The 23,016-nt window shown below is 71.9% G+C and carries 23 protein-coding genes; 21 read left to right on the top strand and 2 right to left on the bottom strand.

All coding sequences use genetic code 11. From position 1 onward, the window contains the following. Positions 1-64: 64 nt before the first annotated feature. From ACZ55A_RS23390 to hypE, 19 genes are all read left to right on the top strand, one after another. Positions 65-751 (top strand): ScbR family autoregulator-binding transcription factor, encoded by a 687-nt coding sequence (locus tag ACZ55A_RS23390; protein ID WP_468843186.1) that lies wholly within the window; start codon positions 65-67, stop codon positions 749-751. Between the two features lie 403 nt (positions 752-1,154). Next, positions 1,155-3,455 (top strand): MFS transporter, encoded by a 2,301-nt coding sequence (locus tag ACZ55A_RS23385; protein ID WP_468843183.1) that lies wholly within the window; start codon positions 1,155-1,157, stop codon positions 3,453-3,455. A 218-nt stretch (positions 3,456-3,673) separates the two neighbouring features. Beyond that, a complete protein-coding gene (locus ACZ55A_RS23380; RefSeq protein WP_468843180.1) occupies positions 3,674-3,976 on the top strand; it encodes a hypothetical protein in 303 nt (100 codons plus the stop codon). Positions 3,977-4,015: 39 nt separating this feature from the next. Next, the gene (locus ACZ55A_RS23375; RefSeq protein ID WP_468843177.1) at positions 4,016-4,183 is read left to right on the top strand and encodes a hypothetical protein; all 168 of its coding nucleotides are present in this window, start codon (positions 4,016-4,018) and stop codon (positions 4,181-4,183) included. A gap of 243 nt (positions 4,184-4,426) precedes the next feature. Then, positions 4,427-5,143, top strand: coding sequence for a DUF4232 domain-containing protein (locus ACZ55A_RS23370; protein WP_468843174.1), 717 nt, complete (start codon positions 4,427-4,429; stop codon positions 5,141-5,143). Positions 5,144-5,333: 190 nt separating this feature from the next. Further along, on the top strand, positions 5,334-6,422 hold the full coding sequence (locus tag ACZ55A_RS23365; protein WP_468843171.1) for an NADH-quinone oxidoreductase subunit B family protein: 1,089 nt from the start codon (positions 5,334-5,336) through the stop codon (positions 6,420-6,422). Positions 6,423-6,509: 87 nt separating this feature from the next. Continuing rightward, positions 6,510-8,294 (top strand): nickel-dependent hydrogenase large subunit, encoded by a 1,785-nt coding sequence (locus ACZ55A_RS23360; RefSeq protein WP_468843168.1) that lies wholly within the window; start codon positions 6,510-6,512, stop codon positions 8,292-8,294. After that, positions 8,291-8,860: a hypothetical protein gene (locus ACZ55A_RS23355; protein ID WP_468843165.1), complete on the top strand. Its 570-nt coding sequence runs from the start codon at positions 8,291-8,293 to the stop codon at positions 8,858-8,860. Before ACZ55A_RS23360 ends, ACZ55A_RS23355 begins: the two co-directional genes overlap by 4 nt. Beyond that, positions 8,857-9,525, top strand: coding sequence for a DUF5947 family protein (locus ACZ55A_RS23350; RefSeq protein WP_468843163.1), 669 nt, complete (start codon positions 8,857-8,859; stop codon positions 9,523-9,525). Before ACZ55A_RS23355 ends, ACZ55A_RS23350 begins: the two co-directional genes overlap by 4 nt. Continuing rightward, complete coding sequence (locus tag ACZ55A_RS23345; protein WP_468843160.1) at positions 9,522-10,232, top strand: DUF6084 family protein; 711 nt, start codon at positions 9,522-9,524, stop codon at positions 10,230-10,232. The genes ACZ55A_RS23350 and ACZ55A_RS23345 overlap by 4 nt, the downstream gene beginning before the upstream one ends. Continuing rightward, the gene (locus ACZ55A_RS23340) at positions 10,229-11,650 is read left to right on the top strand and encodes a hypothetical protein (RefSeq protein WP_468843157.1); all 1,422 of its coding nucleotides are present in this window, start codon (positions 10,229-10,231) and stop codon (positions 11,648-11,650) included. The genes ACZ55A_RS23345 and ACZ55A_RS23340 overlap by 4 nt, the downstream gene beginning before the upstream one ends. After that, complete coding sequence (locus ACZ55A_RS23335) at positions 11,647-12,291, top strand: hydrogenase maturation protease (protein WP_468843155.1); 645 nt, start codon at positions 11,647-11,649, stop codon at positions 12,289-12,291. The genes ACZ55A_RS23340 and ACZ55A_RS23335 overlap by 4 nt, the downstream gene beginning before the upstream one ends. Before the next feature lie 14 nt (positions 12,292-12,305). Then, complete coding sequence (locus ACZ55A_RS23330; protein ID WP_468843152.1) at positions 12,306-12,410, top strand: DUF6893 family small protein; 105 nt, start codon at positions 12,306-12,308, stop codon at positions 12,408-12,410. Between the two features lie 127 nt (positions 12,411-12,537). Continuing rightward, positions 12,538-12,918, top strand: coding sequence for a hydrogenase maturation nickel metallochaperone HypA/HybF (locus tag ACZ55A_RS23325; RefSeq protein WP_468843149.1), 381 nt, complete (start codon positions 12,538-12,540; stop codon positions 12,916-12,918). A gap of 3 nt (positions 12,919-12,921) precedes the next feature. Then, entirely contained in the window at positions 12,922-13,734 is an 813-nt protein-coding gene (gene hypB / locus ACZ55A_RS23320) for a hydrogenase nickel incorporation protein HypB (protein ID WP_468843146.1), read from the top strand. After that, complete coding sequence (gene hypF / locus ACZ55A_RS23315) at positions 13,731-16,166, top strand: carbamoyltransferase HypF (RefSeq protein ID WP_468843143.1); 2,436 nt, start codon at positions 13,731-13,733, stop codon at positions 16,164-16,166. The genes hypB and hypF overlap by 4 nt, the downstream gene beginning before the upstream one ends. A gap of 49 nt (positions 16,167-16,215) precedes the next feature. After that, positions 16,216-16,563 (top strand): HypC/HybG/HupF family hydrogenase formation chaperone, encoded by a 348-nt coding sequence (locus tag ACZ55A_RS23310; protein WP_468843140.1) that lies wholly within the window; start codon positions 16,216-16,218, stop codon positions 16,561-16,563. After that, positions 16,560-17,684: a hydrogenase formation protein HypD gene (gene hypD / locus ACZ55A_RS23305; RefSeq protein WP_468843137.1), complete on the top strand. Its 1,125-nt coding sequence runs from the start codon at positions 16,560-16,562 to the stop codon at positions 17,682-17,684. The genes ACZ55A_RS23310 and hypD overlap by 4 nt, the downstream gene beginning before the upstream one ends. 67 nt (positions 17,685-17,751) lie before the next feature. After that, a complete protein-coding gene (hypE, locus tag ACZ55A_RS23300) occupies positions 17,752-18,807 on the top strand; it encodes a hydrogenase expression/formation protein HypE (RefSeq protein ID WP_468843236.1) in 1,056 nt (351 codons plus the stop codon). A gap of 112 nt (positions 18,808-18,919) precedes the next feature. On the opposite strand, the gene efeB is transcribed toward hypE, so the two are convergent. Next, on the bottom strand, positions 18,920-20,176 hold the full coding sequence (gene efeB / locus ACZ55A_RS23295; RefSeq protein ID WP_468843134.1) for an iron uptake transporter deferrochelatase/peroxidase subunit: 1,257 nt from the start codon (positions 20,174-20,176) through the stop codon (positions 18,920-18,922). Between the two features lie 303 nt (positions 20,177-20,479). Here efeB and ACZ55A_RS23290 point away from each other — a divergent pair, with 303 nt between their 5' ends. Then, positions 20,480-20,833, top strand: a complete 354-nt coding sequence (locus ACZ55A_RS23290; protein ID WP_468843132.1) for an acyl-CoA carboxylase subunit epsilon — start codon at positions 20,480-20,482, stop codon at positions 20,831-20,833. A 27-nt stretch (positions 20,834-20,860) separates the two neighbouring features. On the opposite strand, the gene ACZ55A_RS23285 is transcribed toward ACZ55A_RS23290, so the two are convergent. Next, positions 20,861-21,115, bottom strand: a complete 255-nt coding sequence (locus tag ACZ55A_RS23285) for a hypothetical protein (RefSeq protein WP_468843129.1) — start codon at positions 21,113-21,115, stop codon at positions 20,861-20,863. Between the two features lie 274 nt (positions 21,116-21,389). On the opposite strand from ACZ55A_RS23285, the gene ACZ55A_RS23280 reads away from it, so the two are divergent. Next, positions 21,390-22,961, top strand: coding sequence for an APC family permease (locus ACZ55A_RS23280; protein ID WP_468843234.1), 1,572 nt, complete (start codon positions 21,390-21,392; stop codon positions 22,959-22,961). Positions 22,962-23,016 lie beyond the last annotated feature (55 nt).

Here is a 23,016-nt window from a genome sequence, read left to right as displayed (position 1 = left end):
GCGGCGACTTGAGCGGTAGCTAGCTGTGCGGAACTTGAAGGCTTCGACAGACAGGAGGCGTCCTGTGGCACAACAGGACCGCGCGATCCGGACCCGGCGAGTGATCTTGGAGGCGGCCGCGTCAGTCTTTGACGAGCAGGGCTACGACCGCGCGACGATCGCCGAGGTCCTGGAGCGTGCCGGGGTGACGAAGGGCGCCCTGTACTTCCACTTCGCCTCCAAGGAGCAACTGGCACTGGCCGTGCTCGAAGAGCATGTGACCGACATCGCCGTCGAGCCGCAGAAGATCAAGTTGCAGGAGTTTGTCGATTCGGGCCAGGTGCTGGCGTTCCGGTTGCGCAGCGACCCGATGCAGCGCGGGGCGGCCCGGCTGGCGGTCGAGCAGGGCTCCAACCACCTGGATCGCAAGCGGTCGATGATCTCCTGGACCGTGTTCGTCGAAGGCCTTCTCAATGAGGCGCGGGACCGCGGTGAAATCCTGGAGAGCGTGGTCGTCCGCGAGACCGCCGAGCTGTTCGTCGGTGCTTTCGCCGGCATCCAGATGATGTCCCAGGCGCTGACCAACCAGGCCGACCTCTGCTATCGGCTCACCGTCTTCTTCCAGCACACGCTCCCCAGCATCGCGGTTCCGGCCGTCCTCGCCAGGCTCAATCTGGACCCCGGGCGCGGAGAGTTGCTGGATGCCGAACTCCAGCGGAAGTCGCTGTCGTCGGTCCGGGCCGGCGTTGACGCCGGTGTCGCGGTGAGTTGAGTGTCAGTACATCGGGTGATTCGGGTTGTTCATGGTGTTCCAGGGGCCGGAAAACATACCGCGCACGCGGTGTTGATTGCTGAGGGGTAAGGAGCCTGGGGTTCGCACGGGACGGCCGGGCAGTGGTGAGGGGCGCCGCGGAGGATGCGCGGCGCCCTTGTCTTTCGGTCGTGGGTCCGGTGGCACCGGACGGACTGTCAGTGGTGTGCGCTTCACTGGATCCAGTGGGGCCGACGGGGGGTCGGCATCGAGCCGGGGTCGGGGGAGTGGCGTGCGGCAGAACATCGCCGTTGCAGGGAGGCGCGTGGCGAGGTGCGGAACACGGGCCGCCACGGAAAACGTTCGCCATGCACATATCCGTGGCCCTGCCGCACCCACCTCTGCCGCCCTGGAGGCCGCACGCATGATCCGGACGACGAAGCCGCTGCCCGGAAGGGCGGCCACCGCCGCAGCACCCCCGGCTCCCGCTCCCGCCGAGGGCGAAGGCCGTAGAGCCCGCGGCGGTATCGTCCCGGTTCTCGCCTTCTCCGGCATCGTCGTCGCGGTCATGCAGACACTGCTCGTACCGGTCATCAAGGACCTGCCGGTGTTGCTCAACACGGCGCCCGGCAACGCGACCTGGGTCATGACGGCGACCCTCCTCTCCGGTGCCGTCGTCACGCCCATCATGGGGCGGCTCGGTGATCTGTACGGCAAGCGAAGGATGCAGCTGACCAGCCTCGCGGTCATGGTCGGCGGCTCACTGATCTGCGGATTCACCAGCGATCTGCTCACCATGATCGTCGGCCGGGCGCTCCAGGGCGTCGCCATGGGCGCCATCCCGCTGGGTATCGGCCTCATGCGCGACGAGCTGCCGCGTGAACGGCTCGGGTCGGCCATGGGCCTGATGAGCTCGTCCATCGGTGTCGGCGGCGGACTCGCGCTGCCCGCCGCGGCCCTGGTCGCCCAACACGCCGACTGGCACGCCCTGTTCTTCGGCGCAGCCGGGCTCGGTGTGCTGTCGATGCTGCTCACCCTGCGCGTCGTCCCGGAGACCCCGGTCCGCGCCCCGGGCCGCTTCGACGTGGTGGGCGCCCTCGGGCTCTCCGCCGGACTGGTGGCCCTGCTGTTGCCGCTCACCAAGGGCAGTGACTGGGGCTGGAGTTCACCCACCACCCTCGGCCTCTTCGGCACCGCGGCCCTGATCCTGGTGCTGTGGGGCGTGCTGGAGCTGCGCATCGGCGACCCGCTGGTCGATCTGCGGACCACCGCACGCCGTGAGGTGCTGCTGACCAACCTCGCCTCGATCACGGTCGGCGTCGCGTTCTACGCCATCTCACTGGTGCTGCCGCAGCTGCTCCAGCTGCCCAGGTCGACCGGCTACGGCCTCGGCCGGTCGATGGTGGTGGCCGGTCTGTGTGTGGCGCCGCTGGGGCTGACGATGATGCTCGTCGCCCCGCTGTACGCGCGGATCGCCGCCCGGCGCGGCCCCAAGGTCTCCCTGCTGCTCGGCATGCTCGTCATAGGGGTCGGCTACGGCGCGGGCATCGGCCTGATGAACGCCCCCTGGCAGACCGTCATCATCGCGGTGGTCGTCGGCGCCGGGATCGGCCTGGCGTACTCCTCGCTGCCCGCGCTGATCAACGGCGCCGTCGACCCCTCCGAGACCGGTGCGGCCAACGGCCTGAACACCCTGATGCGTTCGATCGGCACCTCGGTCTCGAGCGCGGTGATCGGCATGGTGCTGGCCGATATGTCGACGACCGTAGGGCCGGTCACGGTGCCCACCATGGCCGGATTCCGGGTCGCCTTCCTGATCGCCACGGCGGCGGTACTCGTCGGCCTCGCACTGGCCTCTTTCCTGCCGTCGCAGCGGACGGGTTCCCGCCCGGCGCTCGCCGACGGCCCCTCCGTCGCGCCCACCGCCGCAGCGGACACGGCAAGCGACTGCCCGGTCGGTTTTTCGGGCCGGGTACGGGACGGTGCGGGTGCGCCGGTCCCGGGCGCGAGCATCACCTTGACCGACCAGGGCGGACGGCAGGCCGGCAGCACCACGGCCAGCGCCGACGGCCGCTATGCGCTCACCGCCCCGGCGGCCGGCAGCTACGTCCTCACGGGCGCCGCGCCCGGCCACACCCCGCACGCAGCCTCCGCCATGTACCCCGGCGAGGACGCCCCGACCGAAGTGGATCTGATACTTGAGCGCAGCGGCCGGCTGGGCGGAACCCTGCTCGGTGGTGTGGACGGCAGCCCGCAGGCCGGCGGGAGCATCGTCGTCACCGATGCCGCCGGCGAGGTGGTGGCCCGTACGAGCGCGGACGCGCAAGGGAGTTGGGGCCTGGCCCCGCCTCCGCCCGGCAGCTATGTCCTCGTCCTCACCGCACCCGGCCACCAGCCGCAGGCTCGCACGCTCACCCTGTCCGGCGGCGATCCGGCCCGACAGGATGCCCGGCTGAAGCCGGCCGCCGCTGTCCGCGGGACGGTACGCGACCCCCAGGGCCGGCCGCTGGCCAACGCTGCCGTGAGCCTCGCCGAGGAAGGCACGATCACCGGCCACACCCTCACCGGCCGCGACGGCGCCTTCACCTTCTCCGGCCTGGGCGGCCGCCACTACACCCTCACCGCGGCCGGCTACCCGCCCCACGCCACCCCGATATCCCTCAGCCCCGGCACCGACCGGACCCTGGACCTGGACCTCACCCAGCCGGCCGGCGTGGCCGGCTGACGGCGCCACCGTTGGGCCATGGCGCGCCGCCACCCAACTCCCGCACAGCGCCAACTCCCTTACAGTTCCCCCGGGTTCCGTTCCGGCACCTTCGCCGGACGCCTCGCCGGGGTCGTACTCTCCGGGGCAGCGCTTGCACTTTCGTCCGGCTCGTCTTGTCACCCGTCACGTCACCACGTGCTCAACGATGTGGCCCCCACCGGCACCTCACCATCGGTGTGTCGCACCACCCGGATCCGGGCCCCGCGACACGCCGGTGTACGGACCGCAACACCGTCCGCTACAACGTCAGCGTCAACGGCCGCAACACCACCGCGCCCTATGGCGTCATTTCGGTCGTCTGCGGCCCCGGCACCCGCACCCTGGTGCACAACAACACCGTCACCACCAACGCCCCGGACACGGCCATGGTCAGCAGCAACGGCCCCGGAGGGGTCACCTTCCGCAACAACATCTTCGCCGGTGCCGCGGCCGGCTCCCCGCTTGCCGATGCACACAACACCTATGACCACAACCTGTAGGCCCGCATATCCGCCCTCCCCACGGGGGTCACCGGGGCGGTGCCCGGTGACCCCCGGTTCGTCGCCCCGGACGACGTGCAGCTGCGGGCCGGCTCCCCGGCCCTGGGCGCCGGCATAGCCGTCCGCGGCGGGGGTAACCGGGACTTCTACGGCAATCCGGTGCCCGACCCGCCGGACATCGGCGCCGACCAAGGCCGGGGGAAGTAGGCCGAACCTCGTGGTGCCGCATCCGCAACTCGGGAGTTATCTGCGAGCCTGAGCGGCGCACCTGGAATCCTGGCTGGTCACACAGGTGCCGGGATCCTCGGCGTGCCGGGCACGTCGGCTCGTTAGCGGTGTGTTAGTGCCTCGTTAGCGGACCGGCAGTGACCGGAGTCACGCTGGAAGAGCAACGGACGGACCGGACGCACCCATACGAGAGCTCGCACCTACGAGACGAGGGGGACACTTATGTCGCTCACCACCAAGACGCTCGGCCGCGGCCGTCGTGTCGCCGCCGGATCGCTGATCGCCGTCGCGGCGCTCACGCTCACCGCCTGCCAGGACGGGCCCGGCGCCGCATCCCGCCCCTCGTCGGCCGACGCACCCGCCACCTCCCAGAACCAGCAGAGCGGCGACAGCCCCCGGTCGACCGGCGCGAAGGGGCAGTCCTCGGCCGGCGGCGAGCAGTCGTCGCACGCGGCGGCGTCGCCCGGCGGCAAGGCGACCGGTATCGCCCCGACCGCCGCGCGTTCGCACGCCTCGACCATGACGGCGTCGGACCGCTGCACCGCCGCCAATATGTCGCTGCGCCTGGGCGCCTCCGACATCGGCGCGGGCAACATCCGCTACCCCCTCATCTTCACCAACAAGGGCAAGAAGGCCTGTTCGCTGCGCGGCTTCCCCGGGGTCTCGCTGATCAACCGCGACGGCTCGGCGGTCGGCAAGCCGGCCACCCGTGAGGGCGGCCGCGGCAGCGTCGTCCGGCTCCAGCCTGGCCAGAGCGCGCACGCCGTGCTCCACACCCTCAACGAGGGCGTCTCGGACACCCCGTGCTGGGCCAACTCGCAGCTGGTCTTCGTCTACCCGCCCGGCTCCAAGGACTCGATGACGACGAGCAGCCGCGGGCTGCGGGTCTGCGGCGGGCGGTTCGATGTGACCGCGGTGGAGGCCGGGGCCCAGGGCTGACGGCCGTAAGAGAACGTAAGAGCTCCACAAGGGCGCCCGTGCCGAGCGGGCGCCCTTTGGCGTCGGTGCGAAGCGGGGAGTCACCGCAATGGCCCCCGGTGACCGGCCCGGGGCGGGCAGCGGTGTTACCAAGGATGACGGAAGCCTCGAATGTGCGCTTTCGTTGCATATCCGCCGAGGAGACATCCCCATGTCCGCAGCATCGAGCGTGGCCGCCAAGGCCGCCGAGAACGGAAAGCCGTCCGCCGAGGACGAGTCGCCGATCCATATTCTCTGGATCAACGCCGGACTGAGCTGCGACGGTGACTCGGTGGCACTCACCGCAGCCACCCAGCCGAGCATCGAGGAGATCGCGCTCAGCGCGCTACCGGGGCTGCCCAAGGTCGCCGTCCACTGGCCGCTGATCGACTTCGAGAGCGGGCCGGTCCAGGGCTCGGACACCTTCATCGAGTGGTTCTTCAAGGGCGAGCGCGGCGAGATCGACCCGTTCGTGCTGGTCATCGAGGGATCCATCCCCAATGAGACGATCAAACCGGAGGGCTACTGGTGCGGCTTCGGCGACAACCCGGAGACCGGCCAGCCGATCACCACAAGTGAGTGGATCGACCGCCTCGCCCCCAAGGCGCTCGCCGTCGTCGCGATCGGCACCTGCGCCACCTACGGCGGTATCCACGCCATGGCGGGCAACCCCACCGGCGCCATGGGCGTGCCCGACTATCTGGGCTGGGACTGGACCTCCAAGGCCGGGATCCCGATCGTGTGCGTACCCGGCTGCCCCATCAAGCCGGACAACTTCTCGGAGACCCTGACCTACCTGCTCTACCAGGCCGTGGGCGCCGCCCCGATGATCCCGCTGGACGACCAGCTGCGGCCGTCCTGGCTCTTCGGGCACACCGTGCACGAGGGCTGTGACCGGGCCGGTTACTACGAACAGGGGCAGTTCGCCACCACCTACGACTCGCCCAAGTGCTCCGTGAAGCTCGGATGCTGGGGCCCCGTGGTCAAATGCAATGTGCCCAAGCGGGGCTGGATGGACGGCATCGGTGGCTGCCCGAACGTCGGCGGTATCTGTATCGCCTGCACCATGCCCGGCTTCCCCGACAAGTTCATGCCGTTCATGGACGAGCCGCCCGGTGGCCGGGTCTCCAGCACCGCCAGCGCCGCGTACGGCAGCGTCGTGCGCCGGCTGCGCAGCATCACGGCCAAGACCGTCGACAACGAGCCCAAGTGGCGCCACCGCGGCGACCAACTGACCACCGGGTACCGGAAGCCGTGGTGAGCGCACACCACGCACCCGTCCGGCACCGCCCGGACCCTCCGTCCGACCCCCACCTCCCGCGCGCAAAGAAGGGCAACGGCACACACGATGGCACCGACGACGAAGACGGCCGGTGACGGCAGCGGTCTGACGGAGATGTCCTGGGATCCGATCACCCGGATCGTGGGCAGCCTCGGTATCCACACGAAGATCGACTTCAAGCAGAAGCGGGTGGCGGAGTGCTACAGCACCTCGTCCGTCTTCCGCGGCTACAGCGTCTTCATGCGCGGCAAGGACCCGCGTGACGCCCACTTCATCACCAGCCGGATCTGCGGCATCTGCGGCGACAACCACGCCACGTGCTCGGTCTACACCCAGAACATGGCCTACGGGGTCAAGCCCCCGCACCTGGGGGAGTGGATCATCAACCTCGGTGAGTCCGCGGAGTTCATGTTCGACCACAACATCTTCCAGGAGAACCTGGTCGGCGTCGACTACTGCGAGAAGATGGTCCGCGAGACCAATCCCGGGGTGTGGGAACTCGCGCAGCGCACCGAGGCGCCGCACGCCGACCAGCACGGCTACCGCACCATCGGCGACATCATGAGCGCCCTCAACCCCCTCGAGGGCGAGTTCTACCGCGAGGCGCTCCAGGTCAGCCGCTACACCCGGGAGATGTTCTGCCTCATGGAGGGCCGCCATGTGCACCCCTCCACGCTCTACCCGGGCGGGGTGGGCACCGTCGCCAGCGTCCAGCTCTTCACCGACTACATGAGCCGGCTGATGCGCTACGTCGAGTTCATGAAGCGCGTGGTACCGCTCCATGACGACCTGTTCGACTTCTTCTACGAGGCGCTGCCCGGCTACGAGGAGGTCGGCCGGCGTCGCGTCATGCTCGGCTGCTGGGGTGCCTTCAACGACCCCGAGCACTGCGACTTCACCTACCGCAACATGACGGACTGGGGGCGCAAGATGTTCGTCACCCCCGGCATCATCATCGACGGCAAACTGGTCACCAACGACCTCACCGAGATCAACCTCGGCATCCGCATCCTGCTGGGCAGCTCCTACTACCAGGACTGGGCGGGCCAGGAGCAGTTCGTCACCCACGACCCGCTCGGCAACCCTGTCGACCCGCGCCACCCCTGGAACCAGCACACCATCCCCGCCCCGCAGAAGCGGGACTTCGCCGACAAGTACAGCTGGGTGATGTCCCCGCGCTGGTTCGACGGCAAGGAGCACCTGGCACTGGACACCGGCGGCGGCCCGCTCGCCCGCCTGTGGTCCACCGCGCTGTCCGGACTCGTCGACACCCCCTACGTCAAGGCCACCGGCCAGAGCGTGGTCATCGACCTGCCGCGCAGCATGACCCGGCCCGAGGTGCGCTTCGAGTGGAAGATCCCGAAGTGGAGCAACGCGCTGGAGCGCAACCGCGCCCGCACCTACTTCCAGGCGTACTCCGCCGCCATGGCGCTGCACTTCGCCGAGATGGGCCTGGAGGAGGTCCGGGCCGGCCGCACCCAGACCTGGGAGAAGTTCGAGGTCCCCGACGAGTCCATCGGCGTCGGATTCACCGAGGCGGTCCGCGGCGTCCTCTCGCACCACATGGTCATCCGGGACGGCAAGATCGCCAACTACCACCCGTACCCGCCGACGCCCTGGAACGCCAGCACCCGCGACACCTACGGCACCCCGGGCCCGTACGAGGACGCCGTCCAGAACACCCCGATCTTCGAGGAGAACTCCCCGGACAACTTCAAGGGCATCGACATCATGCGCGCGGTGCGCAGCTTCGACCCGTGTCTGCCCTGCGGCGTCCACATGTACGTCGGCGACGGCCGGTCCGTACAGAAGATGCATGTGCCCACCGGCCTGAGCGGACTGTCCGGATGAGCGCCGCCACCGCCCAGGATCCGGCCGCCGTGCCGCACGCCGAGGAAGCCGGCCGACGGGTCGAGGAGATCCTCGACCGGCTCGCCCGGCGGGACGACCGCGAGGTGAGCGCCGCCGCCGAAGAGCTCGTCCGCGTCCTGATGGACTTCTACGGCGCGGGACTCGCCCGCGTCATGCGCCTCGTGGAGGGCGGCGGGGGCGGCGAAGGACCGGGGGCGGCGTTGCTCCGCGACGAGCTGGTGAGCAGCCTGCTCGTCCTGCACGATCTGCACCCCGAGCCCCCCGCGGCCCGAATCGACCGGGCCCTCGACAGCGTCCGCGGCCAGCACCCGGCCGACGTCGCGGAGTTCGACCCGGACACCGGGGCGTTGCGGCTGCGTCCGGGAGGCTCCGGCGGCTGCGGCTGCCCGAGCTCGGCCGGCGCCGGCCAGGAGGCGGTCGAGGCCGCGGTGCGCTGCTTCGCACCCGAGGTGACCTCGGTGCAGTGGGAGGCGGCCGCCGCCCCGCCCGAGCCGGCCCTGCTCCAGATCTCCCGCCGGCCACCGACCGCCGTCACCGCCTCGTGAGCGGCCCGCAGAACGCGCCGACGCGCCTGGGGCCGCCCGGCGCCCACCGTGGCCTGCGCCGCTTCCGCACACCCGCACCCCCCGCCCCCGAGCGCTGCGAACTGTGCGCCGTGGTGCTCGCCGAGCACAACCACCGCCACCTCGTCGACACCGAACGCCGCGCCCTGGCCTGCGCCTGCACCCCCTGCGCGCTGCTCTTCGAACGCCCCGGCGCCGGCACCGGACAGTTCCGTACGGTCCCCGACCGCTATCTCGCCGACCCCGGCCACACCCTCGACGAGGCGGCCTGGGACCTGCTGCGGATCCCGGTCGGCGTCGCGTTCTTCCTGCGCAACAGCGCACTGGACCGGCTGATCGCGCTCTACCCCAGCCCGGCCGGCGCCACCGAGAGCGAACTCGACCCGTCCACCTGGCAGACCGTGCTCACCGCCAGCCGGCTGGCCGCCCTGCTCCGGCCCGATGTCGAGGCGCTGCTGCTGCGCCGCTTCGAAGGCCGCATCGACTGCTACCTGGTGCCGGTCGACGCCTGCTACGAACTCGTCGGCCGGATGCGGCTGTTGTGGCACGGCTTCGACGGCGGCGCCGAGGCCCGCGCCGCGCTCGGCGACTTCTTCACCAAGGTCGCACGCCGGGCCCGCGCACCCAGAGAGGACGACCGGCCGTGACCGAGCTGTCCTTCGAATGCACCGGCGTACGCGCCGACCGCTACGCAGCCGCCCCCACCCTCCTCTTCCGGCTCCGCCTCACCGCCGCCGACCCCGCCGCCCGGGTGCACGCCATCGCCCTGCGCTGCCAGCTCCGTATCGAACCGGCGCGGCGGAACTACCGGGAGGACGAGGCCGAAGCGCTGGCCGACCTCTTCGGCGCCCGGTCCCGCTGGGGCAGCACCCTGCACGCCCTCCAGTTCGCCCAGGTCTCCCTCGTCGTCCCCGGATTCACCGGCGAGACCGAGGTGGACCTCCCCGTCCCGTGCTCCTACGACCTGGAGGTGGCCGCCGGCCGCTACTTCCATGCGCTGCGCGACGGCGAGATCCCACTGCTGCTGCTCTTCTCCGGCACGGTCTTCGCCGGCGCCGGCGGCTTCCAGGTCCACCCGGTGCCCTGGAGCAAGGAGGCGTCCGTACGGATGCCCGTCGCCGTCTGGCAGGAGATGACCGAGACACACTTCCCCGGCTCCGGCTGGCTGCGGCTGCCCCGCGAAACCCTCGACGCCCTGCTCGCCTACCGCTCCCGGCACGCCCTGCCCTCCTGGCAGGCGGCCGTCGAGGCGCTGCTGGCCGGCGCCGACGGCCCCGAACCACCGCCCGCACCACACGCCCGGCCGCTGCCCCGCGCCGCCGCCCGCCCCGTCAGCGAGAGGACCGCGCCGTGACGACCAGCGTCCTGCCCGACGACACGGCGGACCGCTTCGCCGCCGCCCGCCAGGTGGCCGACGCCGTGCTCTTCGAGGGCTATGTGCTCTATCCGTACCGCGCCTCCGCCGCCAAGAACCGGCTGCGCTGGCAGTTCGGCGTGCTCGTACCGCCGCGCTGGGGCGCCGGGAGCGCGGAGCACTCCTCCCAGCGCACCGAATGCCTCATGGAGCCCAGAGCCGGCGCCCGGCTCTCGGCCGAACTGCGGTTTCTGCACGCCCAGCGCCGTACGGTCCAACGCCTCGGCACCGACGGCTTCCACACCGTCGACGCCCTCGAACTGCCCGACCGGGTCCTGGTCCCCTGGGACGAAGGCACCGAGGAGCGCATCACGCTCGAGGCGGAGGTCTCCAAACTGGCCGGTGACGGCCTCACCATCCCCTTCACCCGGCCCGCGCGCGAGGACACCGAGCTGGTGCACGACGCCGACGGCCGGCCGGTCGGCCGGCTGGTGCGCCACCGCGCCGAGGTCAACGGGCGGGTGCGGCTGACCGCGACCGAGCTCGAAGGACCGTACGCGGCGCTGCGGCTGACCGCGACCGTCGAGAACACCAGTGAGTGGACACCGGGCGAGACCGGCACCGACCGGGACGCGGCCCTCCCGCACTCCCTGGTCGGCGCGCACCTCCTGCTCGGCCTGAGCGCCGGCTCGTTCCTGTCCATGACCGACCCGCCCGAATGGGCCAGGGCCGCCGTCGCGGCCTGTCGCAATGAGCACGTCTGGCCGGTGCTGGCCGGCGAGCCGGGCCGCGCCGATGTCGTGCTGTCCTCCCCGATCATCCTGGAGGACCACCCGGCCATCGCCCCGGAAAGCCCCGGCGCGCTCTACGACGCGCTGGAGATCGACGAGATCCTCACCCTGCGCACCGCGGCCCTGACCGACCAGGAGAAACGCGAGGCCCGCGGCACCGACCCGCGCGCCGCCGAGGTCATCGAGCTCGCCGACACCCTGCCGCCCGAGGTCCTGGAACGGTTGCACGGCGCCGTACGGGCGCTGCGCGAGGTCACCGCACCCGGCCCGGCCGCTCCCGAAGCGCCGGCCGCCCCCGGTGTACCCGGCGTCCGCCCCGACACCCCCTGGTGGGACCCGGAGGGCGACCGCAGCGTCGATCCCGTACGCGACCGGATCACCGTCGACGGCCGGCAGGTCGGCGCCGGCAGCCGGGTGCTGCTGAAGCCGGGCCGGCGCCGCACCGACGCCCAGGACCTCTTCCTCCAGGGCCGCACCGCCCATGTCGAGGCGGTCCTGCACGACGTCGACGGCGGGGTGCACCTCGCGGTGACCGTCGAGGGCGATCCGGGCGCCGACATCCGGCGGGAGCAGGGCCGGTTCCTGTACTTCCAACCCGATGAGATCGCCCCTCTGGAGGACGCGTGAACACCGCTGCCCCCGTCACCGCACCGCACGGAAAGACCCTGATCGCCGGGGTCGGCAACATCTTCCTCGGCGATGACGGCTTCGGTGTCGAGGCCGTGCGCAGGCTCACCGAACACCCCCTGCCCGAGGGCGTCGAGGTGGTCGACGCCGGCGTACGCGGCATTCACCTCGCCTACCAGATGCTGGACGGCTACCACACCGTGCTGCTCGTGGACGCCGCCGCGCACGGCGGTGAACCCGGAACGCTGCACCTGCTCGACGCCACCGACCCCGCCGCCGAACGGCCCAGGGACACCGCGCTCGACGGCCACCACATGACCCCCGACACCGTGCTCGCGCTGCTCGACACGCTCAGCGCGGGCACCGGCGGCCGGCGCCCGCAGCGCGTCATGGTCGTCGGCTGCGAACCCGCCGACCTCGCCGAAGGAATCGGCCTCAGCGCACCGGTCGAGGCCGCGGTCGACGAGGCGGTCCGCCTGATCCGCAGCCTCGTCGGCGCGGACGAGATGCCCGCACCGGCCGCCGAGGACGACCCCGAACCGGCCACCGCGGACGAACCGTCACCCACCGCCGAGGACGAGCCGATCCGGACGTCCGAGGAAGAGCCGGCACCGGCCGCCGCCGGGCGCCACACCCAGTGAGAGGAACACACGCCATGCTGAAGCTCATTCTCAGCGGTGCGGCCGCCGCCGCGCTCGCGCTCGTTCTGAAGACCATGCTGCCCGACCTCAAGCGGTACCTGCGCATGCGGTCCATGTGACCCCACCGCGCTGCACCGAACGGTGTACGCCACCGCTCCGCCCCGGCGAGGCACCCCGGCCGCCCCGTCGCAGCGCCGTCTAATGAAGCCGAGCGGCACCCGGTCGTCCCGCACCAGAGAGGGACCGATGCACGAGATGTCCATCGCGCTTGCGGTCGTGGACCAGGTCGAAGGCGCGGCCCGGCCCGACGGGGCCACCGCGGTCCGCAGCGTCCGCCTCCAGGTCGGCGAACTGGCCGGAGTGGTCCCCGACGCCCTGACCTTCTCCTTCGAACTCGCCTGTGCGGGCACGGTGCTGGAGGGCGCGGAACTCGCCCTGGACACGGTGCCGGCCCGCGCCCGCTGTGGCCCCTGTGCCCGCACCTGGCCGACGGGCATGCCACCCCGGCTCAGCTGCCCGGGCTGCGGCGGTGCGACGGACGGGCTGCTCTCCGGCCGTGAACTGCAGATCGTCAGCGTGTGCTGGAACGACGCCCCGGCACACCTACCGATTCATCAGGAGCGCTGAACCATGTGCCGTGTCGTCGACCTGCAACAGGCGGTCCTCGCCAAGAACGACGCCTGCGCCCACACCCTGCGCGAGGACCTCGCGGCCCGGGGCACCGCGGTCGTCAATCTGCTCTCCAGCCCCGGCAGCGGCAAGACCGCCCTCCTGGAGCGCGAACTCACCCTCGCCCGCGACCGGGGCATCCCCGTCGCCGCGCTCACCGCCGACCTGGCCACCGAGAACGACGCGGTACGGCTGGCCCGCTCCGGAGTCCCCGTCAAACAGATCCTCACCGACGGGCTGTGCCACCTGGAGGCCGAGATGCTGGGCGGGCACCTGCACGGCTGGCTGCCCGCCGACACCCGGCTGCTGTTCATCGAGAACGTCGGCAACCTGGTCTGCCCGGCCTCCTACGACCTGGGGGAGACGCTGCGCGTGGTGCTGGCGTCGGTGACCGAGGGCGAGGACAAGCCGCTCAAGTACCCCACCGCGTTCGGGCTCGCCCATCTCGTCGTCGTCACCAAGACCGATATCGCCGGTGCGGTCTCCTTCGACGAGGCGGAGTTCCGCGCCAATGTCGAGCGGATCAACCCCGGCGTCGAGGTCGTGCTCACCTCGGCGCGCGCCGGCGAGGGGGACGGGGTGCTGCTGGACCGGGCGCTGGCGGCGCGCGACGGAGCGCCGGTGCACATCCCGGTGATGACCCGTAAGTCCCACCACGTCCACGACGCCGAGGAGGGGCAGCCGCGCGACGAGGAGCACGTCCACGCCCCGCGGGTGACCGGCGGCCACGTCCGCCGGCCCGATCCCGGCTCCGTGGCGCCGAGCCGCTCATGACCACCGGGCAGGTCGACCGCACCCCCGCTCCCGCCCCCGCCACGGCCGCCGCGCGCCGCCGGATCACCGTGCGCGGCGTCGTCCAGGGCGTCGGCTTCCGGCCGTTCGTCCATACCCTCGCCACCGGACTGGGTCTCGCGGGCCATGTGACCAACACCGCCGAGGGAGTGGTCGCCGAGGTCGAGGGCGCGCCCGAAGCGCTGGCCCGCTTCGCCGAGCGGATCAGCGGCGAGGCGCCGCCGCTCGCCGTGGTGGAGGCCGTCGACGCAGAGGCCATCGCGTTCGTCGGCGACCCCGGATTCGCCATCCGCCCCTCCCGTGGCCACGGCCCCGCCCGCACCCTGGTCGCTCCGGACGCCGCCACCTGCGACGCCTGTCTCGCCGAGCTGACCGATCCGGCCGACCGCCGCCACCGGCACCCGTTCCTGACCTGTACGCACTGCGGGCCGCGCTTCACCATCGTCGACGGGCTGCCCTACGACCGGGCGCTGACGACCATGGACCGCTTCCCGATGTGCCGGCAGTGCGCGCGGGAGTACGCGGACCCGGCCGACCGGCGTTTCCACGCCCAGCCCATCGCCTGCCACGACTGCGGCCCCCGGCTGCGCCTGCTGACCGCCGATCCCGCCGACCGCACCGCACCGCCGCGGCCGGCACCGGACCCCGATCCGGTCGCCGGCGCCCGGCAACTCCTCGCCGACGGCGCGATCGTGGCCGTCAAGGGCCTCGGCGGCTACCACCTGGTGTGCGACGCCTCCGACGACGCCGCCGTCACCCTGCTGCGCCGCCGCAAGGCCCGCGGTGACAAGCCGTTCGCCCTGATGGCCCGTGAGATCGCCGAGGTCGAGCACCTGGTGCGCGTCCGGGCCGAGGAACGCGCACTGCTCACCGGGCCCCGGCGCCCGATCGTCCTGCTGCGCCGGATCCCGGAACCCACACCGCGCCCCGGCGCACCGGCGCTGTCCGAGGCCGTTGCGCCCGGCAGCCCCGACCTGGGCGTGATGCTCCCGTACACCCCGCTGCACCACCTGCTGCTCGGTCTGCCCGGCGATCCTCCCGGCCCCCGGCTGCTGGTGGTGACCAGCGGCAACCTCGCGGGCGAACCGATCGTCACCGACGACGAGGAGGCGGTGCGGCGGCTGGGGCAGCTGGCGGACGCCTGGCTCACCCACGACCGGCCGATCCGGATCCCGTGCGATGACTCCGTGGTCCGGATCAGCGACGGGGAACCGCTGATCATCCGCCGCTCCCGCGGCTACGCGCCGTTCCCCGTCCCGCTCCCGGTGCCCGTACGGCCCGCGCTCGCGGCCGGCGGCGACCTCAAGAACGTGCTGTGCCTCGCCGAGGGGCGCCGCGCCTGGCTGTCCGCGCACATCGGCGACATGGACGACTTCGCCACCCAGCTCGCGTTCGAGAAGGCCGAGGCGCACCTGGAGACGGTGACCGGTGTGCGCCCCCAGCTGCTCGCCGCCGACCGGCACCCCGGCTACCGCTCCGGCCAGTGGGCCGAGCGCCACACCCGTGGCCGCCCGCTCGTCCGCGTCCAGCACCACCATGCACATATCGCCGCGGCCATGGCCGAACACGGCCTCGACGGCGGCCGGCCGGTCATCGGCGTGGCCTTCGACGGCACCGGCTACGGCGACGACCAGGCCGTGTGGGGCGGGGAGATCCTGCTGGCCGACTACGACGGCTACCGCCGCTTCGGACGGCTCGCGTATGTCCCGCTGCCCGGTGGCGACACCGCCGTACGGCGTCCCTACCGCATGGCGCTGGCCCATCTGCGCGCCGCCGGCCTTGACTGGGCCGACGACCTGCCCCCCGTCGCGGCCTGCCCGCCCGACGAACGGCGGCTGCTGGCACGGCAGTTGGAGCGCGACCTGAACTGTGTGCCCACCTCCAGCATGGGCCGTCTCTTCGACGCAGTCTCCTCGCTCGCCGGGATCTGCCACCACGCCGGGTACGAGGCCCAGGCCGCCATCGAGCTGGAGGCCGCGGCTCTGGCCGCCGGCACCGACCAGGGTCCCGGCTACGCCTTCGGCCTGCACGCCGCACCGCCGGACCTGACCGGCCCGGCGGCCGCCGACACCCTCGCCGACCCGGCACCGCTGCTGGCCGCCGTCGTCGCCGACGTCCGCGCGGGCACCGCCCCGGCACTGATCGCCGCCCGCTTCCACACCGCGGTCGCCGACCTGGTGGCGCGCAGCTGCACGCTGGCCCGGGAGCGCACGGGCCTGGAGACCGTCGCACTGACCGGCGGGGTCTTCGCCAACACCCTGCTGGCCGAGGCCACCGCCCGCCTGCTGCGGCACGGCGGTTTCACCGTGCTGCGCCACCGCCGGGTCCCGCCCAACGACGGGGGACTGGCCCTCGGCCAGATCGTCGTGGCGGCCCGTACCGCACCCCTGTACGGCGGGGTGGGGCTGCCCTGACCGGCATCGCGGCGAGGCAGCCGCAACGTACCCATGACGAGGAGTTCCCATGTGCCTGGCGGTACCCGGCAAGGTATTGGACATCGAGGAACGGGACGGCACCCGGATGGCCACCGTCGACTTCGGCGGAGTGGTCAAGGAGGTGTGCCTGGAGTACGTCCCCGACCTGAAGGTCGGTGAGTACGCCATCGTCCACGTCGGCTTCGCACTCCAGCGCCTGGACGAGGAGTCGGCCCGGCAGACCCTCGCCCTCTTCGAGGAACTGGGCCTGCTCCAGGAGGAGTTCGGCGACCCCTGGGAGGCGGCCGCAGCCCAGGGCGGGCAGGAAGCGGCCCCTGGGGTGAGTGATGCTCCGGCGGCCACCGTGAGCACTACGGCGCAGGAGGCGCGGCAGTGAAGTACATCGACGAATTCCAGGACCCGGAGCTGGCCCGCCGGCTGCTGGACGACATCCGCGCCACGGTCACCCGGCCCTGGGCCCTGATGGAGGTCTGCGGCGGCCAGACCCACACCATCATCCGCCACGGCATCGACCAACTCCTTCCCGACCAGGTCGAGTTGATCCACGGGCCGGGCTGCCCGGTCTGTGTCACCCCGCTGGAGGTCATCGACAAGGCCCTGGAGATCGCCGCCCGCCCCGACGTGATCTTCTGCTCCTTCGGCGATATGCTCCGTGTCCCCGGCAGCGACCGCGACCTGTTCCAGGTGCGCAGTGAGGGCGGCGACGTACGGGTCGTCTACTCCCCGCTGGACGCACTGAAGATCGCCCAGCAGAACCCCGGCCGCGAGGTGGTGTTCTTCGGCATCGGGTTCGAAACCACCGCGCCACCCAATGCCATGACGGTCCATCAGGCACGTAAGCTCGGCATCCCCAACTTCAGCCTGCTGGTCTCGCACGTCCGGGTCCCGCCCGCCATCGAGGCGATCATGACCTCGCCCAGCTGCCGGGTCCAGGCGTTCCTCGCCGCCGGGCATGTGTGCAGCGTGATGGGCATGAGCGAGTACCCGGCCCTGGCCGAACGCTTCCGGGTCCCGATCGTCGTCACCGGATTCGAACCGCTGGACATCCTGGAAGGCATCCGCCGCACGGTCCGCCAACTGGAGCGCGGCGAGCACACCGTGGACAACGCCTACCCGCGCGCCGTCCGCACCGAGGGCAACCCGGCCGCCCAGGCCATGCTCGCGGACGTCTTCGAGGTCACCGACCGCTCCTGGCGCGGCATCGGCACCATCCCGGCCAGCGGCTGGCGGCTCTCCGAGCGCTACCGCGAGTACGACGCCGAGCACCGCTTCTCCGTCGACGGCATCACCACCCGCGAACCGGCCGCGTGCCGCAGCGGCGAGGTCCTGCAAGGGCTCCTCAAGCCGCACGAGTGCGAGGCGTTCGGCACCACCTGCACCCCGCGCACCCCGCTCGGCGCCACCATGGTCTCCAGCGAGGGTGCCTGCGCCGCCTACTACCTCTACCGCCGACTCGGCACCACGCCCACCCCGCTGGAGGCGAGCCCCGTTGCCTGACACCCCCCACACCTCCCAGGCCCCCCTTGCGGCGTCGTCCAACGCCCCCACCCCGGCCGACCGCGGCCTGCCCACCGTCGACATCTCCGGCTGGACCTGCCCCACCCCGCTGCGCGACCAGCCCCGTGTCGTCATGGGACACGGCGGAGGCGGCGCGCTCTCCGCCGAACTCGTCCAGCAGATCTTCGTCCCCGCCTTCGGCGGCGAGGTCCTGGCCCAGCTCGGCGACTCCGCCGCGGTCACCCTCGGCGGCGCCCGACTCGCCTTCTCCACCGACTCCTTCGTCGTCCGGCCGCTCTTCTTCCCCGGCGGCAGCATCGGCGACCTCGCCGTCAACGGCACCGTCAACGACCTCGCCATGAGCGGCGCCCGGGCCGCCTACCTCTCCTGCGGCTTCATCCTGGAGGAGGGCGTCGAGATGCCGGTGGTCGCCGGTGTCGCCGATGCGATGGGTGCGGCCGCGCGGGTCGCCGGGGTCGAGGTGGCCACCGGCGACACCAAGGTCGTCGAGGCGGGCCACGGCGACGGTGTCTACATCAACACCGCCGGCATCGGGCTGATCCCGGCCGGTGTCGACCTGCGCCCGCAGCGCGTCGTCCCCGGCGATGTGGTGATCATCAGCGGTGACATCGGCGTCCACGGTGTGGCGATCATGAGCGTCCGTGAAGGCCTGGAATTCGGCGTCGAGATCGAGAGCGACTGCGCCGCCCTCGGCGGCCTCGTCGAGACCATGCTCGCCGTCACCCCCGACCTGCACGTACTGCGCGACCCCACCCGCGGCGGCCTGGCCGCGGCGCTGTGCGAGATCGCCAGTGCCTCCTGCACCGGCATCGTCATCCAGGAACGCGCCATCCCCGTCCCCCCGGCCGTCGCCAACGCCTGCGCCATCCTCGGCCTGGACCCGATGTACGTCGCCAACGAGGGCAAGCTGGTCGCCTTCGTCCCCCGTGAGCACGCCGACGCCGTCCTCGCCGCCATGCGCACCCACCCCCTCGGCGCCGGCGCCACCATCATCGGCGAAGCCGTCGAAACCCACCCCGGCATGGTCGTGGCCCGCACCCCGCTCGGCGGCACCCGGGTGGTCGACCTGCCGCTGGGGGAGCAACTGCCCCGGATCTGCTGAGCGTTGCCGGTACGACGACGGCGCGCGCGGCGGATGCCCGTCCGTCGCGCGCGCCGCCCTGCGCTCGTCAACCGCGCGCTCGGCCCGCTGTCCCGCTCAGCCCTTCATCCGCTCAGACCTTCTTCAGCAGCCGGGAGCCGAACCAGTCGTCGGCGTCCTGTACGCCGGGCAGGATGAAGAAGTAGCCGCCGCCGATCGGGGTGATGTACTCGGCCAGCGGCTCGTGCTCCAGGCGCCGCTGCACGGCCGCGAACTGCCGCTCCGGGTCCTGCTGATAGCCGCAGAAGACCAGGCCGAGGTTCATCCGCCCGCGCTTGTCGAAACCGTCGTCGTAGTTGTAACTCCTGCGCATGAAGCGGGAGGCGTCGGTCTTGGCGGTACGGGGATTGGCCAGCCGGATGTGCGAGTCCAGCGGGATCTGCCGGCCGTGCGGGTCCCCGTGGTAGTCCGGCGCGTCCGTCTCGTACTCGCGGCCCAGGGGCGCACCGCTCGCCTTGCGCCGCCCGAAGATCCGCTCCTGGCGCTCCAGCGGCACCTTGTCCCACTTCTCGACATGAAAGCGGATCAGCCGCAGCACCTGGTAGCAGCCGCCCAGCGCCCAGTCCGGCTCACCGCAGGACGGTGTCACCCACATCAGCCGGTCCATCTCCCGGCCGGACGCGGTGTCCGGGTTGACGATCCCGTCCTTGAAGCCGAGGAAGTTGCGCCGCGCTCCGGAGGGCCGGGAGGGGTTGAGAAAGGCATCCACCCGCCAGCGGGGCCTCAGCAGCCCGTCCGTCTCCCGGGACAGATCGCGCAGCACATGGACGATGGCGTCGGGGTGCTCCGCGCAGACCTGGAGCGACAGATCGCCGTGGCAGCGGGGCGGCTCCAGCCGGTCGTCGGGGAAGGCCGGCATCGCCTTGAGATGCCGGGGCTTGTGCCCGGAGAGCCCGAACCGGTCGTCGAACAGCGAGGCCCCCACGCCGAACGTGATGGTGAGCGAGTCGGGGGTCGGCCGCTCCGCCGCGATCCGCTCGTCCCGGGGCTTCACACCGGCCGTCAGCACCCGCGAGCGGTGGGTGAGCCTGCGCAGCAGCTCCACCAGACCGTCGCGGTTCTCGGCGAGCACATCGAAGCCGACGAAGCCGGCGAAGAGCTGCTGGGCGGTCATGATCCCGGCCTGGTGGCGACCGTGGAAGGAGACCTTGTCGGGCAGCTCCCGCCCGTCGTCGCTCAGCACGCCCACCGGGCGGTCCGCCGCGGCGGCCTCACCGCTCAGCCCCGCCGTCGCCGCGACCCCGGCCACGCCCGCCGCGCACTTGAGGAATTCCCGGCGCCCGTCGTCCCGCACAAGGGCACGTTCGTCGCCGGCCTGATCACGTCTCATCGTCCCGCCATCCTGACTGCGTCATCCCGCACCCGCGTGCCTGCACATACCTGTGCCGGATCGTCGCCGCCCCTGATGTGGCGGACCGGCAGCAACACGGCCCCGGCGCCGGATATCACGCCTGGGACCCCGGCCGGGCGCCCGAATGGCGCAGCCGGACCGCTCCCGGCGCGACAGCGCCGCACCGCGCTCCTAGCGTCGGCCCTGTGACCTGTCCGAACACGGCCCCGAACCCGGACAGTGCAACACCGGGGCGGCTCGTCACCTGCCATGCACCGCCCCCGAGCCCATGGACCCCCACACATGAACGCATTCACCGACGAGAGCAGAACCGGCGGCGAGGGCACCCGGATCGAGGAGACCGCACCGAACGAGGAGACCGCGGCGGGCCAGGAAGGCACCCCGGCCGGTGCGGGCGCAACCCCCGGGGAGCACACGCCGGCCAGCGAACTGCCCCATCTCTCGCTGCGGATCGAGAAGGGCCACGCCGAACCCGACGAACTCGCCGCGCTCACCGTCGTGCTGTGCGCCCAGCTCGCGGGCCTGCGTGCGCTCGCCGCCGACGACACCGAGGAGCGCCCGGTCGACCGGCGTCACCCCCGGGGGCACCGCGCCGGCCGTTCCGCCTGCTGGTCGGGCTGCTGGACCTGTAGCTGACTCCTGGCGGACGGCTCCGGCGTACGGTCAGCCGAAGAGCACCAGCAGCACCGACAGCACGGTGACCACGACGGCGCCGATGGCGAAGCCGAGGATCATCTTCCGCTGCCAGGAAGCGATATGGCCGCCGCGCAGCGCGCTCCCCATCCTGCCGTACTGCTCGACCCGCCCCATGGGCGTCAGCGGCTCCGTCGGCCCCTGCGGCATGCCCTGCGTCCAGTCGGGCCCGGGCTGCGGGTAGCGGCGGCGCCACCCCTCGTCCTCACGCCACGGCAGTGTCATCCGGCTGCTCCTTGCCTCGATCCGCCCTTACGGCGGAGCCGGCATCCCCGTGAACCGATGCGGCTCCCGAGTCGTCCCCTACCCGCTCTGCGCGAACCATGCCCGAGGTCTCCTGAGGGCGTCCGTGGACGCCGAACTCACGTCCGGTGATCGTCAAGTAGGGTCCGGCGAGCCGGAACAGCGAAGCAAGGAGAGCGTTTTCGTGGCAGAGCATCAGACAGCAGAGGGGGCCGACGGGGCCGGCACGCCCGAAGTGCAGGCGCAGGAGCGCCGGTTGCACCGCGACCTGGGGTTCTGGGGGCTGACCGGCATCGGCTTCTCCAACATCGTCGGCTCCGGCTGGCTGTTCGCCGCCATGTACGCGGCCCGGACGGCCGGCCCCGCCGCGCTGCTGTCCTGGGTCGGTGCCGGTCTGCTGTGTGGTCTGATCGCCCTGGTCCTGATCGAACTCGGGGCGTCCAGGCCGGAGGGCGGCGGCACGGTCCGCTGGCCGCTGTTCGCCAGCGGACGGCTGGTGGGCACCCTCATCGGCTGGTCGACGCTGCTGTCGGTGGGCGGTACGGCCGCCGAGATCAGCGCGATCATGCAGTACGCCGCGCACTTCCTCCCGGGCCTCTACAACGGCCACACCCTCACCCTGTCCGGGCTCGCCCTGGCGGCCGGCCTCAGTGTGCTGCTGACGGCGCTGAACTGGTTCGCGGTGCGGATGTTCGCCCAACTCAACAACCTGGTCTCGGTGTTCAAGATAGCCATCCCGGTGGTCACCGTGCTCGCGCTGATCGCCTCCGGCTGGCACTCCGGCCGGCTCACCGACCACGGCGGCTTCGCCCCGTACGGCTATGTGGCCTGCCTGACCGCGCTGGCCGGCGGCGGCATCGTCTACTCCGTCAACGGCTTCCAGGCCCCGCTCGACTTCTCCGGCGAGACCCGCAACCCGCGCCGGACCATCCCCGCCGCGGTCCTCACCGGCATCGCCCTGGCCGTGGCCATGTACCTCGCCCTGCAACTGGCGTTCCTCTTCACCGTCCCCGAGAACCTGCTGGGCCACGGCTGGCAGGGGATCTCCTTCGAGTCGCCGTTCGGCCAGCTCGCCCTGATCCTCAACCTGCACTGGCTGTCCAGCCTGCTCTACGCGGACGCGGTGATCTCGCCCGGCGGCTCCGCGTACGTCGGCGTCGCGATCAACGCCCGGCACACCTATGCCCTCGCCAAGAACGGCACCATTCCCCGGTACTTCATGAAGGTCAACGAGCGCTTCGGCATCCCGCGCCGCGCACTGGTCGCCAACCTCCTGGTCATCGTGGTGTTTCTGCTGCCGTTCGGCGGCTGGCAGGACATCGTCAGCGTGATGGGCGACATGTATCTGCTCATCTACGCCGCCTCCGCGGTCGCCGTCGCCGTCTTCCGCGCCGAACCCGGCGGCCACACCGCGGGCTGGGTGCCCGGACTGCGCTGGATCGCACCGCTCAGCTTCGTGGTGGCCGGCGAGTTCGTCTACTGGTCCGGCTGGCACGACCTGCGACTGGCGCTGCCCCTCGTCCTCGCCGGACTGCTGATCTTCCTGGCCATGCGCCGCCCCGGCGCCCGCGGCGGCACGGCGGCCGTCGAGAGCGACGGCGCCGGACCCGCCCGCCCGCTCGCCGCCGAACTGCGCACCGGCGCCTGGCTGGTGGCCTACCTCGCCGCCCTGACCGTGCTGTCCTGGCTCGGCACCTTCGAGGGCTCCGGCCTGCTCCCCGCCCCGTACGACTCGATCACCGTGGCCGCCCTGGCGCTCGCGGTCTTCTTCTGGGCCGTACGGTCCGGAGTCCGGCATCTGGCGGCGGGCCGCCCCGCCGCGGCATGAGCACGAGCGCTTGCAGAGGGTAATCGTGCGGGGCGCGGTGGGACCCCACCACGCC

Source organism: Streptomyces sp. NPDC034111 (assembly GCF_055575375.1).
The sequence above is the reverse complement of the archived record's forward strand: the minus strand, read 5'-3'. Positions and strand labels throughout refer to the sequence as shown.